This window comes from Methylobacterium sp. E-066, from assembly GCF_022829635.1.
Taxonomy (GTDB): domain Bacteria; phylum Pseudomonadota; class Alphaproteobacteria; order Rhizobiales; family Beijerinckiaceae; genus Methylobacterium.
Genome location: NZ_JAKSYO010000009.1, coordinates 1 through 17064, shown reverse-complemented (window position 1 = coordinate 17064; position 17064 = coordinate 1). Strand labels below are relative to the sequence as shown.

The 17064-nt window shown below is 65.3% G+C and carries 15 protein-coding genes and 2 pseudogenes; 6 read left to right on the top strand and 11 right to left on the bottom strand.

All coding sequences use genetic code 11. The annotated features are described in order from the left end of the window. Positions 1–197, top strand: a pseudogene (locus MKL20_RS00190) (IS110 family transposase); the annotation flags it as partial. Positions 198–280: 83 nt separating this feature from the next. On the opposite strand, the gene MKL20_RS00185 reads toward MKL20_RS00190, so the two are convergent. The 4 genes from MKL20_RS00185 to tauA are packed head-to-tail and all read right to left on the bottom strand — an operon-like array spanning position 281 to position 3231. Continuing rightward, on the bottom strand, positions 281–487 hold the full coding sequence (locus MKL20_RS00185; RefSeq protein WP_244034992.1) for a hypothetical protein: 207 nt from the start codon (positions 485–487) through the stop codon (positions 281–283). A gap of 36 nt (positions 488–523) precedes the next feature. After that, the gene (locus tag MKL20_RS00180; protein WP_409568082.1) at positions 524–1387 is read right to left on the bottom strand and encodes an ABC transporter permease subunit; all 864 of its coding nucleotides are present in this window, start codon (positions 1385–1387) and stop codon (positions 524–526) included. Continuing rightward, positions 1384–2172 (bottom strand): ABC transporter ATP-binding protein, encoded by a 789-nt coding sequence (locus MKL20_RS00175; protein ID WP_244034991.1) that lies wholly within the window; start codon positions 2170–2172, stop codon positions 1384–1386. The genes MKL20_RS00180 and MKL20_RS00175 overlap by 4 nt, the downstream gene beginning before the upstream one ends. A gap of 60 nt (positions 2173–2232) precedes the next feature. Beyond that, a complete protein-coding gene (gene tauA / locus MKL20_RS00170; RefSeq protein WP_244034990.1) occupies positions 2233–3231 on the bottom strand; it encodes a taurine ABC transporter substrate-binding protein in 999 nt (332 codons plus the stop codon). A 469-nt stretch (positions 3232–3700) separates the two neighbouring features. Between tauA and MKL20_RS00165 the strand changes: the two are divergent. Further along, positions 3701–4314: pseudogene (locus MKL20_RS00165) on the top strand (IS630 family transposase); the annotation flags it as partial. 314 nt (positions 4315–4628) lie between these two features. Continuing rightward, positions 4629–4910: a hypothetical protein gene (locus tag MKL20_RS00160; protein ID WP_409568081.1), complete on the top strand. Its 282-nt coding sequence runs from the start codon at positions 4629–4631 to the stop codon at positions 4908–4910. 162 nt (positions 4911–5072) lie between these two features. Here MKL20_RS00160 and MKL20_RS00155 read toward each other — a convergent pair whose 3' ends face one another. The 4 genes from MKL20_RS00155 to MKL20_RS00140 all read right to left on the bottom strand — a co-directional run bounded on the left by MKL20_RS00155 (position 5073) and on the right by MKL20_RS00140 (position 8739). After that, positions 5073–5663, bottom strand: coding sequence for a hypothetical protein (locus MKL20_RS00155; RefSeq protein WP_244034993.1), 591 nt, complete (start codon positions 5661–5663; stop codon positions 5073–5075). A gap of 26 nt (positions 5664–5689) precedes the next feature. Continuing rightward, the gene (locus MKL20_RS00150; RefSeq protein WP_244034988.1) at positions 5690–6865 is read right to left on the bottom strand and encodes a zinc-dependent alcohol dehydrogenase; all 1176 of its coding nucleotides are present in this window, start codon (positions 6863–6865) and stop codon (positions 5690–5692) included. A 201-nt stretch (positions 6866–7066) separates the two neighbouring features. Further along, positions 7067–8236, bottom strand: coding sequence for a zinc-dependent alcohol dehydrogenase (locus tag MKL20_RS00145; RefSeq protein WP_244034987.1), 1170 nt, complete (start codon positions 8234–8236; stop codon positions 7067–7069). Positions 8237–8250: 14 nt separating this feature from the next. Then, positions 8251–8739 (bottom strand): SRPBCC family protein, encoded by a 489-nt coding sequence (locus MKL20_RS00140; protein ID WP_244034986.1) that lies wholly within the window; start codon positions 8737–8739, stop codon positions 8251–8253. A gap of 927 nt (positions 8740–9666) precedes the next feature. On the opposite strand from MKL20_RS00140, the gene MKL20_RS00135 reads away from it, so the two are divergent. Both MKL20_RS00135 and MKL20_RS00130 read left to right on the top strand, forming a co-directional pair. Continuing rightward, positions 9667–10764, top strand: coding sequence for a two pore domain potassium channel family protein (locus MKL20_RS00135; RefSeq protein WP_244034985.1), 1098 nt, complete (start codon positions 9667–9669; stop codon positions 10762–10764). Positions 10765–10858: 94 nt separating this feature from the next. Continuing rightward, positions 10859–11626, top strand: a complete 768-nt coding sequence (locus MKL20_RS00130; protein ID WP_244034984.1) for a Crp/Fnr family transcriptional regulator — start codon at positions 10859–10861, stop codon at positions 11624–11626. 57 nt (positions 11627–11683) lie between these two features. On the opposite strand, the gene MKL20_RS00125 is transcribed toward MKL20_RS00130, so the two are convergent. After that, positions 11684–13939, bottom strand: a complete 2256-nt coding sequence (locus MKL20_RS00125) for a PAS domain S-box protein (RefSeq protein WP_244034983.1) — start codon at positions 13937–13939, stop codon at positions 11684–11686. A gap of 829 nt (positions 13940–14768) precedes the next feature. Here MKL20_RS00125 and MKL20_RS00120 point away from each other — a divergent pair. After that, entirely contained in the window at positions 14769–15377 is a 609-nt protein-coding gene (locus MKL20_RS00120) for a PAS domain-containing protein (RefSeq protein WP_244034982.1), read from the top strand. A gap of 141 nt (positions 15378–15518) precedes the next feature. On the opposite strand, the gene MKL20_RS00115 is transcribed toward MKL20_RS00120, so the two are convergent. Continuing rightward, positions 15519–16646 carry an L-talarate/galactarate dehydratase gene (locus MKL20_RS00115; RefSeq protein ID WP_244034981.1) on the bottom strand — a complete coding sequence of 376 codons (1128 nt, stop codon included), beginning with the start codon at positions 16644–16646 and terminating at the stop codon, positions 15519–15521. 150 nt (positions 16647–16796) lie between these two features. Then, positions 16797–17064 (bottom strand): enolase C-terminal domain-like protein (locus MKL20_RS00110; RefSeq protein WP_409568080.1); only part of this gene is annotated, 268 nt, incomplete at its 5' end.

Genomic DNA, 17064 nt, shown 5'->3' with positions numbered 1-17064 from the left:
GTACCGCCCTGTACACCGCCGCCCTGCCCGCGTCCTACCGCTGGAACCCCGCCCTCGTCGCCTTGCGCACCCGCCTCCAGGCCCGCGGCAAGACCCACAAGCAGGCCCTCATCGCCTGCGCCCGAAAGCTGCTCATCTACGCCAACACCGTCCTCGGCCGCGGCACGCCATGGCGTGCCGCGGCCGAGCCCGCATAACGGTTGCTCAGGATGGGGGTAAGATTGGGATACATGTTGGTCGGAACCGGCATTCGACTGCAATCGCGCAGTCAAACAGGCTCTCAGAGGAAGCATTTGATGTTGTCGGCGAGGTTGGACCGCCTGATCGCGGCCCAAACTCGGGTCGGACCGACGGTGCGCATGAACAAGCCGAAGCGGTGTCTCTGGGCAGCCAATACCGTTTCTGCCCCGAAGCGGATCTCGGAGCAGGCGCGATGCGGCTTGCCTGCCCCCAATTCGATGCCCAGTTCGGCAGCAACGTCGATCAATATGGCTCGGAAGTGGCGCGGATGAGCGAGGTGGAGTTACTGGGGGCCCTTCCAGGGTACGAGCCAGCGTTCGAGGAGTTGCAGCCCGAGCGAGAATGTAAACGCGAAGACGGCGATGACGCCGATCCCGACAAACACCACGTCCGTCGCCAGGAATTGTGCGGCGGACATGATCATGAAGCCGATGCCGCGGGTTGCCGCGATGAGTTCGGCGGCAACGAGCGTCGACCAGCCCACCCCTATGGCGATGCGCACACCCGTCAGTATTTCCGGCAGCGCGCCCGGCAGGATTACCGTACGAAGCACTTGCCAGCGGGTCCCCCCTAGCGAGAGGGCCGCGTTGATCCGCTCCACCGGCAGCCCGCGCACGCCCGCCTGGGCGGACAGGCAGATCGGAGCGAACATGGCTAAGGTCAGCAATGTGATCTTGGAGCTTTCACCGATGCCGAGCCAGATGATCATCAGCGGCAGATAGGCCAAAGGTGGCAGCGGCCAGTAGAACTCGATGATGGGATCGGCCAATCCTTTGGCCCAGCGGTTCAGCCCCATGGCGAGACCGATCGGGATGGCCGTCGAGGACGCGATCACCGCTGCCGTGAAGATCCGCAGGAGGCTAGCCCCGATGTGCTCCGAAAGGGTTGCGCCCGCATAGCCGTCCGTGGATACGGCGACGAACTGTGTCCAGACTTCCCCAGGCGTGGGGAGGAACAGGCTTTGCACCAGCCCAAAGCGCGTAACCAGCTCCCACACCACCAGCAGCACGGCCAGTGCCGCCAGGCTGATCGCCAGTGTCGGGCGATCAGCGAGGCCATAGGTGCGAGGGCGAACGGTGTTCGGACGGCTGCTGCCCGCCGGGGTGGCCTGATCCTGATCCTTGTCCTTGGCGGCGGCGAGAGTCACTGAACGCTCCCGACCTGTTCGCCCGCATGAATGAGGGTCCTGATCTCGTCGTGCAATGCGCCGAAACGCTTCTCGCGTCGCACGGCTTCGGCTTTCTCGCCCGCCGCGATCCTTTGCACGAAATCGAGTTCCCAGTGCGCAACGATCCGTCCGGGGCGGGGCAACATCACCAGGATGGTCGTGCCGAGCATCAACGCCTCTTCGATGGAATGCGTGATGAAGAACACCTGTTTGGCGGTCTTGGCCCAGACCTCGACCAGCAGATCCTGCATGTGTTCGCGCGTCTGGCTGTCGAGTGCTCCGAAGGGTTCGTCCATCAGCAACACTTTGGGGTCGGTGGCGAGCGCCCGGGCAAGCCCCACGCGCTGGCGCATGCCTCCCGAGAGTTCGTTAGGCCGCGCGTCGGCGAAGCCTTCGAGATGGACGAGCCGGAGCAGCGCTTCGGCGCGTTCCCGACGCTCCCTGCGCGGCATTCCAGCGTATTCCAAGCCGAGCGCCACGTTGTCGGCGGCTGAGCGCCAGGGCAGCAACGCGTCCTTCTGGAACACGACACCACGGTCGGCCCCGGGACGCTCCACCGGCATACCGTCGAGCAGGATTACGCCCTCGCTCAGTGGAAGGAAGCCGGCAATCGCATTGAGCAACGTCGACTTCCCGCAGCCTGAGGCCCCGAGCGCCATCACGATGCCGCCTGTTGGAAGATCCAGCGAGACGCGTTTGAGCGCCTGCACGATGCGACCGCCGCCTTGTTCGAAGAAGACACTCGCCTGTCGGACCTGAAGCATGAAGCAACCTTGCGACCTTCGCTGCGGGGATCGATCATCCAGGCCGACTGGCCCGCCCGCTCACTGCGAGAGCGGTGGCACGAACGCGGCCGTCACGTAGTCCGCATAGCTGTCGCGAACCGCTGTTGTTTTTTTCTGCGCCTTCAGAAATCCTGCAGTTTCTTTGAGGATGCTGGCTACCCCACTCCTCTCGCCGCCGCCGAGCCAGATATCCGTTCCCTGTTGGTCGGCCGGCAGGATGTTGAGGTCGCGCAGGGCGGCGGCCTGATCCTTCGGGGTGCCTCCGAGCAGCCCGGCAATCGTCTTCACATTGGCCGAGTCCTCACTCCAAGCTGCCTTGTCGGTCAGGAAGGACGTGTTCTGCTTGGCGACCAGCGCTGCAAATGTCTTGAGAAAGTCAGGCTCGCTCTTCACGAAGGTGCCGGACGCCACCCAGGCATTAAAGGTCGGCGCGCCGCGTTCGGCCACCTGCTTCGAGGTGAGCAGCACGTGACTGCTCTTCTTCAGCTCAGAAAGAGCTGGATCCCACACGAAGGCGGCATCCAGGTCGCCGCGCTTCCAGGCTGCGACGATCTCTGGCTGCGGGAGCGGCAGGACAGTGGCCTCCTTTTCCGCAATGCCGTTCTGTTTGAGCGTGGCCAGCAGCTGATAATGGTCGGTCGAAACCGGCGCTGCAGAAAGGCGCTTCCCTTTGAGATCGGCCGGGCTGTTGATGCCCGATCCATCCCGGACGACGAGGGCCTCATCCGTTCCGGATATGGACGGGATGTAGAACGCCTTGACGTCGAGGCCGCGACTTGCGGCGGCCGCGAAGGGGCTCGACCCCACATACCCGACCTGCACATCGCCGGATGCAATGGCAGCCAGGATATCGGCGCCCGAATTGAAACGGCGAAATTCGACCTGCCGACCCGTAATTTTGACGATTTCACCATTGGCAATCAAGACTTCGATCGGATCCGGTCCGGTCTGGTACGCGATGATGATTTTATTTCCGGATGCGTTGCTTGTTGCGCATAATATTGTTGAGATACATATGGCCAAAGCAGCGCGAAACATTACAGCATACATCGATAGTCTCGAAATTCGTGGTGGTTCAAAAAGATTAAAACGAGACCATTTTACATGCAACAGTCACAGAATGGCATGTTTTAACGCAAGTTTGCCTTGATAACAAGACAAAGAATAATTCCGATGCACTTTAGCGGCCAAACAAAAGCTTATTCCACGTGGTTGGCAAACGAGAGAAAAACTTTGGTGTTGAGAACGCGATGCGGATCTGTTCTGCCGGTGTCGGACAGGCTGCGAACTCAGTCTGATCCCCACCTTCGGCCTCAACAGCCGCGCAACGCCGATCGTGACTGGCCAGGATCGATGCCGGGCACTTTCTCCGGGGAGGCCCTGCCGCTGCCCACTCCGACTGCGTGCAGCGCCGCCATCGACCCGGTTGCCCAAATACGCGATCTTCCAGTCAAAGTGATCGCACTCGCAGTCATCGACGACGTGCACACTGCGACTCAGCCCGTAAAAAGTGGCTGCCTACGCAGCTGAGCAGGAGGGGGCGGATGTGAGAGCCGCACCGGAGGCGTGGTTCGCGGATCAACTCGATCTCGATCCCGATGCCACCGTGTTCATCGACGAGACTGCCACTGCAACGAACATGGCCCCAGCCTACGGCCGGGCCCCGCGTGGCGAGCGCTACCGGCTCCTCGTGCCCCAGGGGCACGACAAGACCACCACCGTCACCGCCGCCCTGCGCACCAGAGGCTTCGTTGCCACGACCCTGTTCGATGGCGCGACCAACGGTGAGCGCTTCCGAGTCTATGTCACCGACACCGTGGTCTCGGTGCTGAGACCCGGCGACACCGTCGTCTTCGACAACCTGCAATCCCACAAGGTCGCCGGCGTGCGCGAAGCCATCGAGTCGGCCGGCGCGCGGATCTTGTATCTCCCTACCTACTCGCCGGAGTTCGACCCAATCGAACAAGCCCTCGTCAAGCTGAAAGCCCTCCTGCGCACCGCTGCCGCGCGCACCGTCCCGGACCTTTGGCAGACCATCAGGAACGCCTTTGACGCCTTCAGTCCACCGAATGCCGAAGCTACATTATCGCCGCAGGATACAACGCTTATGATCCGACCTAAACAGACGCGGCTTTAATCGAGGCGATGTCAGCCTATCTCGACCATTCGGCGCCATACTATGTGGATCGGCCTCGCAGCGTGCACCTGGAATAAATATATCTAATTTTCTGTTCAAAATAAAAAATGAGATCGAGGTGGGGTCACGATCGGCGCCGATCGTGACCCCACCTCGACATCCAATTTATACGTCTTCTCAATAACTTAAACCTGCCTGCAAAAGAGCCGATACCTCGACGCCGATCCACACGCTCGCGCTTAAGGACGCCCTGCCGATCTACGACTACGAGTGCGAAGCGTGCGGGCCGTTCAGGGCGATGCGGCCCATGGCGCAGTTCCAGGACCCAGGCGCCTGCCCGGAATGCGGTGTCGGCGCGCCACGGACCTTCCTGCGCGCGCCGGCCGTCGTCAGTCGCGACCCGGATGGCCGCGGCGCCTATTCTGCAACCGAGGCGGGCGAGGCCTATCTGCGCCCAGCTTCGGCGACCCATCCCGCCGGCTGTGGTTGTTGCATGCGCCGGTGGCCACTGCCGGGCGCCCTTGCGGCGGGCGGCCGGGTCTTCACGTCCCACGGGCGGGTCCGGCGCGAGGGGCGATGATGGCTTCGGCAAGGGGCTGACGCAGTCGGGGATAGTCCTCGTCGGGCAGAGGTACGAGGACGGCGTCCGACTGCGTCGATCGCCCGAAGGTCGCGCTCCTGATCACCGAGGGTTTCGAGCAGATCCGAACAGGAAGCGCGCGTGCGGTCTATTAGGGCCGCTTCAAGCGGCCGGAACGCGCTTCGAGACCGCGGCGAGGGGTGGGGCGTGTTTCAAGTCGGGCGGCGTCTTGAAGTCCCGCGCCGCGCCGCGGGACGCCTTGACGCCGCGCGGAAAGCCGCTGCGATCCTGGTAAGACCTTCTCCGACCTGCCCCGCGGCTGTGCCGCGCCGTCGTCGCTTGGGCATCGATCACGTCGACCGCCGTGATGCCGAGCAGCAGGGCCAATGCGACGACGACATTGTCGCGTTTCGGGTTGTCCGACCGTAACGCCGTCATCACGGTCGCGATGTCGAGGCCGTCGCCGGCGACCCGGCTCCAGAGCCCGAGTTGCTTGTCGACCGACAGCGAGAGGATGCCGCTGCCGATCTCACGGACTCCGTAGGCGCGCACCAAGGCCTCCTTGCCCTCCATGCCGAGGGCACGCGTGATGCGCCCGGGTGCCAGGAGTTCGGTGAAGCCCAGACCGAGGCTGAACCAGCCGAGCCCTCTGGCGAGGCTGTCCGGTATCCCGCGCGAGCTCGGCCCGGACTGTATGACCTTCGGATCGCCCTCGGATCGCGTGATGTTCGAGAGGCTCGCGATGCTCGACATGTTCATCATGCTCCCTCCGTACAGGGTCAGGGTTTGAGAACGACCTTGATGCAGCTGTCCTGCTTGTCCCGGAACATCCGGTACATCTCGGGTCCCTTGTCGAGCGGGACCTCGTGCGTGATGACGAAGGAGGGGTCGATCTGCTCCTCCTCGATCCGGCGCAGGAGATCGGCGGTCCAGCGCTGGACGTGGGTCTGCCCCATGCGGAACGTCAGACCCTTGTTCATCGCCGCGCCCATCGGGATCTTGTCGGCGAAGCCGCCGTAGACGCCCGGGATCGAGATCAGGCCGCCCGGTCGGCAGACATAGATCATCTCGCGCAGCACGTGCGGCCGATCGCTCTCGGCCAGGACGATCTGCTTGGCTCGATCATAGACCGTATCCGGCATGGACGGTGTGACGTGGCTTTCCATGCCGATACAGTCGATGCACTTCTCAGGGCCCTCGCCTTCGGTCAGCTCGTTCAGGCGCTCGACGACGTTCTCGTCGTCGAAGTTAATGGTGATGGCGCCCCCCGCCTCGGCCATCTCCAGCCGCTCCGGCAGGTGGTCGATGGCGACGACCTGCTCGGCGCCCAGGAGGATGGCCGAGCGGATCGCCATCTGGCCGACCGGCCCGCAGCCCCAGATCGCCACGGTGTCGGTGGGCTGAATGTCGGCCTGGACGGCCGCCTGCCAACCGGTCGGGAAGATGTCCGAGAGGAAGAGCAGCTTCTCGTCCGGAATGCCATCCGGCACTTTCTGGACGGTTGCATCGGCGAACGGCACGCGCAGGTACTCGGCTTGGCCGCCGGGATAGCCGCCGGTGAGGTGCGTGTAGCCGAACAGGCCGGCGGTGGTGTGGCCGAAGACCTTGTCGGCGAGGTGCTTCTTGCGGTTGCTTCTTTGGCAGACGGAAAAGTATCCGCGCTTGCACTGGTCGCACTCGCCGCAGACGATGGTGAAGGGCACCACGACCCGGTCGCCCTTCTTCACCTTGCCATTGAGCCCGCGCCCGGTCTCGACGACTTCGCCCATGGTCTCGTGGCCCATGACGTCGCCAGGAAGCATGGCGGGGATGAGGTTGTGAAACAGGTGCAGGTCCGAGCCGCAGATCGCGCAGCTCGTGACTTTGACGATGATGTCGCGCCCGTCTTGGATCTCCGGATCGGTGACGCTGTCGCAGCGGATATCTTCTTTCCCGTGCCAGACCAAGGCTCGCATGCCGTTCTCCTGCCGGTTGAGTGAGAAGATCCACGGCCAACGTCATCGTATGGCCGTGCTGGTACCTCCCTGGATCGATGGCTTGGCGCGTGCTCTCGGAATCCCGATATTCGATGGAGAGCGGGCCGAGTACGCTCGAAGCGTGCGATGAAGCCTTCGAAAGATATCGGATAATCAAATTTCTTGTTGTACGGCGTCGTTTTAGGGAATGAACACGGAGCGAACGCAGCCGTCATTCTTGTGCTTGAACATCGCGTAGCCACGCGGTGCGTCTTCGAGCGAGAAGCGATGCGTCGCCAGGAACGAGGGGTTCAGCTCCCCCTTCTGCGCATGGGCGAGCAGACGGTCCATGTAGGCCTGTCCATGCTGCTGAGCCGTGCGCACGGTCAGGCCCTTGTTCATGATCGCCCCGATGGGAAACTTGTCCATGACGCCGTAGACGCCCAGGATCGAAAGGGTCCCGCCCTTGCGGCAGGCGAGGATCGCCTCGCGTAGGGCCTGGCCGCGATCTGTGTGCAGGTAGGCAAGTTGCTTGGCGCGGTCGTAGGCGTATTGCAGGCCGGTCCCGTGCGCCTCCATGCCGACGGCGTCGATGCAGGCGTCCGGACCGCGACCGCCCGTCATCTCCCTGAGCACCTCGAGGACGCTGTCGACCTCCTCGTAGTTGATGGTCTCGGAGCCGACATGCTCGCGAGCCATCTGCAGCCGTTCGGGCAGGCGATCGATCCCGATCACCCGCTCGGCCCCCATCAGGAACGCGCTCTTCTGGGCCATCAGGCCGACGCCGCCGCAGCCCCACACGGCCACCACATCGCCGGGCTGAATGTTGCAGAAATCCGCCCCCATGTAGCCGGTCGGGGCGGCGTCGGAGAGGAACAGCACCTGCTCGTCCGGCAGGCCCTCCGGCGCCTTGAAGCAATCGTTGTCGGCAAACGGCACGCGCACATACTGGGCGTGCGCACCGGCGTAGCCGCCGAACGCGTGGGTGTAGCCGTAGATGCCGGCGGTCGGATATCCGAAGACCGGCTCCTGTAGCTCGGGTTTGGGATGGGTGTTGTCGCAGAGCGAATGAAGCTTGTTCTTGCAGTACCAGCACTGGCCGCAGGTGATGAAGGACGGCACGACGACCCGATCCCCCTTCTTGACCTTCTTAACCTCGGGCCCAACCTCCTCGATCACGCCCATGAACTCGTGACCGATCACGTCTCCGGCCTTCATGGTCGGAATGTAACCATCGATGAAGTGCAGGTCTGAGCCACACGTGGTCGACATGGTCACCCGCAGGATACAGTCATGCGGGTTGGCGATCTCGGGATCCTTGACGGTCTCGACACGGAGGTCGTTGACACCGTTCCAGATGAGCGCACGCATGAGAAGCCTCCGTGTCAGCGAGGGTCGGGCCGAGCAGCCGGCTGCCGCTCGATCGTCGGGATCTCGCCGGTCTGGACGAGGGCCTTGAAGAAGTGCAGCGACTTGCTCGCGAGTGCTCCCGGTACCGTATCGTTCAGCATCCGGGTGGCGACGCGGCCGAGCATGCCGCCGGGCGGATCGAGGCTGGCGCGCAGGACCACCACCGTGCCGCGATTGCCGGCAGCGGGGCGGAAGCGCACGGACGCCTCCCGGATCAGGGCCCCGTCGTCTTGCGCCTCCCAGCGCATGAATTCGCCGGGCTGGTCGTCCGCCAAGCGCATCGTCCAGGAGCCAAGATCGTGTCCGGCGCTCCAGCGCGTCTGCCCATCGCCGGTAGGCTGGACATCTGCGAAGGGCGCCATGATCCGCCGCAAAGTGTCCGGATCGCGCCAGCGACGGTAGAGTTTGTCTGCCGAAACATCCTCGATGGTGATCGAGCGCTCGACCTCCGGCTCTAGTCCCACGGCCGACCGTCGATTCGGCGCCCTTCCGGTTCGGCTTCCGGTAGCGCTCATCTGAGCTCCGAGCAGACCGATGGCGGCGACGCCGACAGCGGTCGCCAGGGCAAACCCTATGATGCCAGAGCTTGAACGGTCGCCGAGGGCATCCTGTCGGCTCTGTCTGGGGTCCGACCGGGACCGCGCGGCCGCCATCCCTTGGGAGCGAACCGGACGATCACCGCGATCCCGCGCAAGAAGCCCCTCGTCTCTGTCTGCCATGGCACACCTGCTCCGGAGCTGTACCTTCGAAACTCAAACGCGGTCGGGACGAGCCAGACATCAATGCGTTGGCGGCAAGGCTTCACGGATCTTGAAACCGTGCGTCCACCGCGAAGATCAGGCTGGCTATGAATGACGTAAGTACGAACCGAGATAGCCGGCGCCCGTTTCCTGCGGGCGAACCCTTAGGGAACCTCCGGTCCGCGCCGATTTCTCAGGCTGAAACAGGACCTGATGCGCAGGCCAGCCGGATCCGCGTGAGGCCTAAGGATATGCCCGGATCGTCCCGCGCGACACGGTACCTCACTTTCGCGCTGACGAGGGTGGCCCGGCCGCCCGCCGGACCGGAGGTTCACCGTGAGCGATGCACTTTCGCAGGTTGACCGCGACGCCTGCGCGCGCGCGGCCTTCGCCGAGATTGAGGCTGTGCTCGATCGTCGGTGCCCCGAGATGAAGGGCGCCTTCTGGGCTGCCGTCGATCGGCACTATCGGCTGGATAACCCGCCTGGCGAGAGGTTCAGGACGGTGCCGCGGTCAAGCCCGGATGTTCGGTTGGCCGCGCGGGACGGATAGGGATCGTCCTACGGACATCTCGCAGGAACAGAGACGGCAGCGGCCAGTTCGCGATGGGAATGGCGCCAGCGGCGCCCCGGGCTTTGGGGAAGGCTGTTTATGCTGCCCGCCCTTGAACGCATGTCGGGCGTCCTCGTCATGGGGATCGTCCTCCTCGACGTGTTCCTCACCGTCCTCTACGCCCGCATCGGCACCGGGTTGATCGCCGAGCGCGCTGCCCACCTCACCTGGATCGCTCTGCGCCACGCTGCCGATTCGGTCGGTTCGCGAGGCGGCACGGTGCTGTCCTTCTGCGGCCCGGTTATCCTTCTGCTCTACGTCCTGCTCTGGGCTGTCGGCCTGACGCTCGGCGCGGGGCTCATCATCCATCCCGGCCTCGGCACGGGCGTTCAGGCGAGCAGCGGCCCAACATCCACGGACCTCGTCACCGCGCTCTACGCCGGGGGCAGCAGCATGGCGATCGTCGGCGCGAGCGACTTCAAGCCGACGACCGACGCCTATCGCGTCCTCTATCTGGTGAATTCGCTGATCGGGATGTCGGTCACCTCCCTGGTCCTGACCTACGTCATGCAGGTCTACGGCGCCCTACGGCAGCGCAACGCGCTCGGGCTCCAGCTCCACGTTCTCTCGGGGGAAACCTCGGACGCCGGCGCGTTGCTGGCGCGGCTCGGGCCCCGCGGACAGTTCAGCGCCGGCTACAGCCATCTCGTCGCGCTCGGTAACGCGATGGCCGCGATGAAGGAGACACACCACTTCTACCCGGTGCTGTTCTACTTCCGGTTCCAGCAGCCGTACTACGCGGTCTCCGCGCAGGCTCACCTCGTCCTCGACACGGTGTCGCTGATCCGCAGCGCGCTCGCAGGCGAGGAGACGGCGTGGCTGAAGGAGGCCGCGGCGGTCGAGGCACTCTGGCGCGTGGCTCAGACGCTGGTCGTCACGCTCGAAACAACCTTCCTGCCGGGTGATCCGCCGGGGGTGACAGCGGCCGATCCCGAGGAGCGGCAGCGGTGGCGCGCCCATTGGGAGAAAGCCGCATCCCGGCTCGCCGAGGAAGGCATCGCGGTCGCGCAGGAGGACACGGCGGCGCAGGCCTACCTGACCTTGCGCGCGCAATGGTCCCCACACATCGCGCGGCTTGCCCCCGCGATGGCCTACCGGAGCCGGGAGATCGAGGGGGGCGGATCGGAGGCACCCTAAGGGACGGGCCGGATGTGCTCACCCCGCGGCGACGGGAGAATGAGGCAACCATCCTGGAGGAAAACCGATGGAGACACTTGTCCCGATTACCGTGGTGGATGCCCTCGTCTCAAAGGTTGCCCGCGTCCCGCGGCACTCGGCTCCGCCGCTGAAAGAGGGCCACTCCGTCTGCGCCCTGGCCCGTAAGCTCGATGGCCTTGCCTCGCTGACGCAGCAGGATCGAGCGGCGCTCGAGGGCCTGACCGGCTATGTCCACGCGGTCGTGCGGCACACCGTCCTCGCAGAGCAGGAAGGCGTGGCCGACCACGCGCTCATCGTCTTCGCCGGCTTCGCCAGCCGGTATAAGCGCCGCGTATCCGGCCGCCGCCAGATCCTGGCCTATCTGGTCCCCGGTGATCTCTGCGACCGCGGTGCCCTGCACGGCTACCCGCTCGACCACACGATCGAGGCCCTCACCCCCTGCCGGGTCGCCAAGGTCCCGCGCCCGGTCTATCTCGACCTGCTTGGCCGGCATCCCCGCATCGCGCTCGCCGTGCAACGGGCGAAGCTCGCCGAAGAGGCGACGGCCCGCGAGTGGATGGTCAGTATCGGCATTCGCTCGGGCCGTGAACGCATGGCGCATCTCCTGTGCGAGTTGCTGGAGCGGCTGGGGGCGATCGGCCAGGTCACGGACGGCCAGTACCACCTCCCGCTGACGCAGGAGGATCTCGCCGACGCGCTCGGCCTCACGAGCGTGCACGTGAACCGCGTGTTGCAAGCCCTACGGCGCGACGGGCTGATCTCGCTGCGCGAACGCCGCCTGCGGATCCTCGCGCCGCGGCGGCTCTCTCAGCTCGCGGAATTCGAGGCCGGATACCTTTAGCGAGCGCTGGTTGGCTCAGGAGGCCCATAGCGCTCCGGTTCCCGCGCCTGCGCCGGGCTACGACCCAGACGGAACTGCGGGACTCACGCCGGCTGCGGTCGCGATGAGAACCGCCTCCGGCAGGGTGCGGGCGCCGAGCGCTTCCATGACCCGGGCGCGGTGGATCTCCACCGTGCGCGGGCTCAGGCCGAGGGTACGCGCGATGGTCTTGTTGGTACCACCCGCGAGCAGGCCCTCCAGCACGGCGCGCTCCCGTGCCGTAAGGGCTGCGATCCGATCCCGGGCCTCGTCGCGCCCGCGCGCCCGCTTCTCCCCATCGTGGATCTCGGCCAACGCCGTCCTCACGGCGAACAGCAGCTCATCCGGTACCCAGGGCTTTTCGAGGAAGTCGACCGCGCCCGCCTTCATGACGTGGACCCCGAAGCCGACGTCGCCCCCGCTCGCGCCGACCGCGACCACGGGCAGGTGCGAGCGCGCGGGTTTCAGCTCTCGGGCAACCACCAAGTCGTCAGCGTCGGTGAGATCGAGCACGACGCAGCCCGGCATCAGCGAGCCCATCACCTTGAGAAAGGCTTGGCCGCTCGCAAAAGCCTGCACCTCGCAATCGGCGGCCTGGAGGGCGCCGACGAGGTGGCGCCGAGCGCCGTCCCCGGCCGCGACCACGTAGGCCCGCAGACCGGTGTCGCCCGTGACATCCTGGGCGATCCCGCCCGCAGATCGGACGCACCCGTCGATCGCCGGGATCGGAAAGAAGGTATCACGGATGCAGCGCACGGCCTGGTCCGTGGCGCGCACGATACGGTACTTCAAAACCAGGGTTTCGCCGGCGCTCACCCGTTCCAGCGCCCGCGCCGCACCGTCGCGGTCCTCCGGATGGACGCTGGCGAGCCAACGCGCGATGTCCGGCATGTCTTCGGCGGGCATGCCCCAGACCTGCGTGAAGGCGGGGCTCAGATAATCGAGCCGCCCGCTCTTCAGGTCGGCGAGCCAGAGCACGTTCGCCGAATGCTCGGCGAAGCGCCGGAAGCGCTCCTCGCTGACGCGCAGAGCCGCCTCGGCCCGCTTCTCCCGATCGACATCCTGCACCACCACGATGGCGCCGCTGATCGCGTCGTCGACATTGTGGAACGGGGCGGCGCTCACGCGTGTCCAGCACTCGGTGCCGCTCGGGTCGGTGAAGACGAAGTCGATGCCCGGGACGACGGTTTCGCCCCGCAGACTTCGGCCACCCGGATACTCCGCGGGGTTCAGCCGTCGCCCATCCGGTGCGTAGGCCCGCCAGCGCTCGCTCGAGCCTGTCTCCGCAGAAGGGATCCGGTCGAGCGCGTAGCGTCCGAGCGCCCGGTTCGCCAGCGCGATGCTGCCGTCCGGGTTGACGAGGCCGACCCCGATAGGCAACTGGGCCAGCGTCGCTGCGAGACGATGCTCGCCCTCGCGCAGCGCCGCCTCGGCGCGTATCTGCCCGGTGATCTCCACCACGACGCCGACGAACGAGACCGGCCGACCATCCTCGAAGCTGGTGCGGCCGTGCGTCGAGACCCAGCGCTCGACGCCGTCGTGGATGCCGATAACGCGGTACTTGATGTGGTAGACGCCGTCGCCCGTCGGGTCTGTACAGCGCGCGACCGCCGCCTCGACGCGCGGGCGGTCGTCGGGGTGAATGGCGGAGAGCCAGACCTGTTCGTCGACGGGCGCGTCAGGGGGGAGGCCCCACAGCGCCTTCAGGCGCGCGTCCCAATCCAGCGTGCCGGTGTGCGGATCCCAGGAATAGGCCGAGAGGTCAACGAGGTCGATGGCGGCCTGGAGCCGGGTCTCGCTCGCGCGCAGCCGCGCTTCCGCGCGTTTGCGAGCCGAGATGTCCGTGCTGATCGTCGCGGCGCCGATGAGGTCTCCGTCCTCATCGTAGAGCGTGAAGGCGCGCCACCGGACCGTCGTCCCGGCACCGCCTCCGAAATTGCGGAAGCGCACCTCGCCCTCCCAGCGGCCCTCTCGCAACAGCGTCGGCAATGCGACATCGCGGATGACGGCTTGGTCGGCCGGGTGGAAGAAGTCCGGGATCGGGATGGCCGAGATGTCGTCGTCCGGCTGAAGCCCGACCATTTTGCGTCCGGCCGCGTTCAGGAAGACGGGTCTGAGATTCGTGTCGGCGATACCAATGAACACGCGGGCCTGCCGAACGACGGCCGCGAACAAGTCATCGAGCGGAGGCGCTCCCGGGAAGTCTCGCAGGCCGTCGAGGCTCGGGCCGCGCCGAACGAGCCTGTCGTCCTCCTTCGGTGATTTCACCTGGCGCACGTGAGCTTCGGCCTTCATCAGCGACGGCGGAGCACCGGTCCTGACGGACGCCATAGGCGCGAAGGCCTCGGCCAACGGCGATCCGTCGTCAATCAACACTATGAACCTTTATCCAGGCGGAAGATACAATTTATATTTGCGCATTGCGCTCAAGATGATTGTGTTCAACCAAACCCATTCTGCTCCGCGGGACCTAGGATTTTCAAAATTGTGTCTCGTATTCATTCAAAAATCGGTCATCATTTATTTTGATAGCACGCCGCCATACCTAAGCGGATGCGAAAAGCTGGCTGACCGGCGAGCCCCCGCAGGTTGCACAGGATATGCTACTTCAGGTCTGCTGCGTTGCCTTGTGCACCAAGGCCAGGATCCGCCCTCGCTCCGCCGGATCGCGGATGGCTGGGTAGGCGTTCAGCAAGGTCGTGCATGCGCAATCGTGGCCGCTACCGTCGGTCACAGCGTCGGCATCAATCCCGGACGGTGCGTCTCCAGAGGCAGGCGCGTCGTACAGCACCGCTGGCGACAGTCCCAGCGCGTCTGCGATGCGCTCACAATCCGTGTCGCTCCTGATGAAGGCACTGGCGGCGTGCAGGCGCCCTCAACGTCTTCCCACGACCCGTCCTCCTGGGGCATGGGCGGAGGTGACGTCCTCTGTCCCATGGCTCTGTCCCATGGGTTCTCCAGCCTCGGCGCACGAAACACATCCTGGAGGTTCCTCTAGCACAGGTTGCAATCGGCGGGGTAGGCATTACACATCGACGTTGCTGATCGCTCTTGGCTACCGCGGTCAGAGTCCAGGTACACTCTGAGCGGATGATCAATCTCTTAAACAATCATGGGCGGTGTGGTGACGAAGCTCAGGCTCATCGACGGGCAAACCTGTCCAACGGCGTTACAGCATGCACTGGATGCCTTGGAGGTGGCCGGCACCTGGGAATGGGATATCGCTTCAGACTTGGTGCGCACGGACACGTTCGTAGCGCTTCTCTTCAACGTTGATCCAGAGCTGGCCGCGATAGGACTTCCTTTGTCAACTTACGTCGAAGGCTTGCACCGCGACGACCAGGAGCATGTCCACGCTTTGATCCGTTGTTGCATCGACGAAGATAGTCCATTCGTCGCCGAGTACCGGGTTCTCTCAGCCGATGGCGTCATGCGATGGGTGCTCGACCGCGGCTCCATCATCCGCGACTCAGCCGGGCGTCCGGTGCGCGGGCGCGGCATTATCGTGGAGATCACGCGGTCCCGGACAGGCAGGCTTACTGCTCCCGCAGATGAGCCTAATCGTTTCATGCCACCCCTCGAGCGGGCCGTGGACCATGTCATGGCGGCCCATCGGGCGATCATCGATTTACAGGATCCAGCGCTGAAGGCCCAGGTCGACGCGCTCCTGCTGGCATTGGGACGCAAGCTGGCCCAGCAGGAGGTTCAGGAGCGGCGTCGATCCATGAATTGAACGCGCGCCGACGATCCGGCGTGATGGGGTCTGGCCGAAAGCGGAATATCCGCTTCGGAGCTCCGTTGGCTGTGAAACAGGCAGCCGCGTGCAATTGTTGCTTGCGACCGGTCCAGGCGGCCGAAATCTTGAAACGCCGCTTCAGTCCAAGCTGCCGAATCCGGCGGTCTCGCGCGTCCAAGCGAGCGACTGCTCGCTGAGGCTTATGCCGAGCCCGGGCTGTGTCGGAACGAGCATGCGCCCGTCCTTCAATTCCAGGCGCTCGTTGAACAGCGGCTCCAGCCACTCGAAGTGCTCGACCCAGGGCTCGCGCTGCATCGCCGCGGCGAGGTGGATGTGCAGTTCCATCGCGAAGTGCGGCGCGATGGTCAGGCCAGCGAACTCGGCGAGCGCCGCGACCTTGAGGAACGGCGTGATGCCACCGACCCGTGGCGCGTCCGGCATCAGGAAGTCGGCACCATTCTGGCGGATGAAGTCCCAGTGCTCGGAAACGCTTGTCAGCATTTCGCCGGTGGCGATCGGCGTGTCGAGGGCCGCGGCCAGCGCCGCGTGTCCGGCGGAGTCGTAGCAGTCGAGCGGCTCCTCGATCCAGACCAGGTTGAACCGCTCGAAGGTTCGGCCCATCCGCATGGCAGTCGGCCGGTCCCATTGCTGGTTGGCGTCGACCATGAGCGGGAAGGCGTCGCCCAGATGCTCGCGCACGCGGGACACGCGCCGGATATCCTCGGCCCAGTCCGGTTGGCCGACCTTCAGCTTGATGCCGCCGACGCCCTTCGCCCGCGAGCGGTCGGTGTTGACCAGCAACTCGTCCAAGGGCGTGTGCAGGAAACCGCCGGAGGTGTTGTAGCAGCGCACGGCGTCACGCTGCGATCCGAGGAGCTTGGCAAGCGACAGGCCCGCTCGCTTCGCCTTGAGGTCCCACAGAGCCACGTCGAAGGCACCGATCACCTGAACCGCGAGGCCGCTGCGGCTGACCGAGGCCCCGGCCCAGGCGAGCTTGTCCCAGGCCTTGGCGATGTCGTTCGGATCCTCGCCGAGGAGCGCCGGCGCGATCTCCCGCGCATGGGCGAACTGGCCTGGGCCGCCGGCGCGCTTCGCGTACCTGATCCCGAGGCCGCGATGACCCGCGCTGGATTCCACCTCGCAGAACAGGATCGCGATCTCGGTCATCGGCTTCTGGCGGCCAGTGAGCACCTTCGCATCACTGATCGGGGTCTTCAGCGGCAGGTAGACCGAGCGCAGCCGGATCCCGATGACGGTCTCGTCCATAGGTTCTCTCCGGGATGCGGTGGGGGACAATGTCAGCCATCCGGGTCTTCTACCGCATGCTCAAAGGCTATTGCGGAAGCGCACGGCGTCCGCAGGTCTTTCGGCGCGACGGCGGTCGGTGCCTCGTGCGAGACGGCATCGGGGGCGCGATCAGCGGACGAGGCAGGGCCTCTTCGGATCGAAGGTCCAGCCGGGGATCAGGAACTGCATCGCCGCCGCGTCGTCGCGGGCACCGAGGCCGTGTTCGCGGTAGAGGGCGTGCGCTCGCTCGACGGCGGACCAGTCGAGCTCGATCCCGAGGCCCGGCCGTTCCGGCACCTGCACGAGGCCGCCGCGGATCGCCAGCGGCTCCCGGGTCAGGGCCTCCCCGTCCTGCCAGATCCAGTGGGTGTCGATCGCCGTGACCTTGCCCGGGGCC

Excerpts from the sequence above, each read along its gene's own strand:
- MKL20_RS00155 (WP_244034993.1), bottom strand. The coding sequence starts at position 5,663 with ATGTCGAGCATCGCGAGCCTCTCGAACATCACGCGATCCGAGGGCGAT.
- MKL20_RS00175 (WP_244034991.1), bottom strand. The coding sequence starts at position 2,172 with ATGCTTCAGGTCCGACAGGCGAGTGTCTTCTTCGAACAAGGCGGCGGT.
- MKL20_RS00115 (WP_244034981.1), bottom strand. The coding sequence starts at position 16,646 with ATGGACGAGACCGTCATCGGGATCCGGCTGCGCTCGGTCTACCTGCCG.
- MKL20_RS00160 (WP_409568081.1), top strand. The coding sequence starts at position 4,629 with ATGCGGCCCATGGCGCAGTTCCAGGACCCAGGCGCCTGCCCGGAATGC.
- MKL20_RS00125 (WP_244034983.1), bottom strand. The coding sequence starts at position 13,939 with ATGAAGGCCGAAGCTCACGTGCGCCAGGTGAAATCACCGAAGGAGGAC.
- tauA (WP_244034990.1), bottom strand. The coding sequence starts at position 3,231 with ATGTTTCGCGCTGCTTTGGCCATATGTATCTCAACAATATTATGCGCA.
- MKL20_RS00150 (WP_244034988.1), bottom strand. The coding sequence starts at position 6,865 with ATGCGAGCCTTGGTCTGGCACGGGAAAGAAGATATCCGCTGCGACAGC.
- MKL20_RS00145 (WP_244034987.1), bottom strand. The coding sequence starts at position 8,236 with ATGCGTGCGCTCATCTGGAACGGTGTCAACGACCTCCGTGTCGAGACC.
- MKL20_RS00135 (WP_244034985.1), top strand. The coding sequence starts at position 9,667 with ATGCTGCCCGCCCTTGAACGCATGTCGGGCGTCCTCGTCATGGGGATC.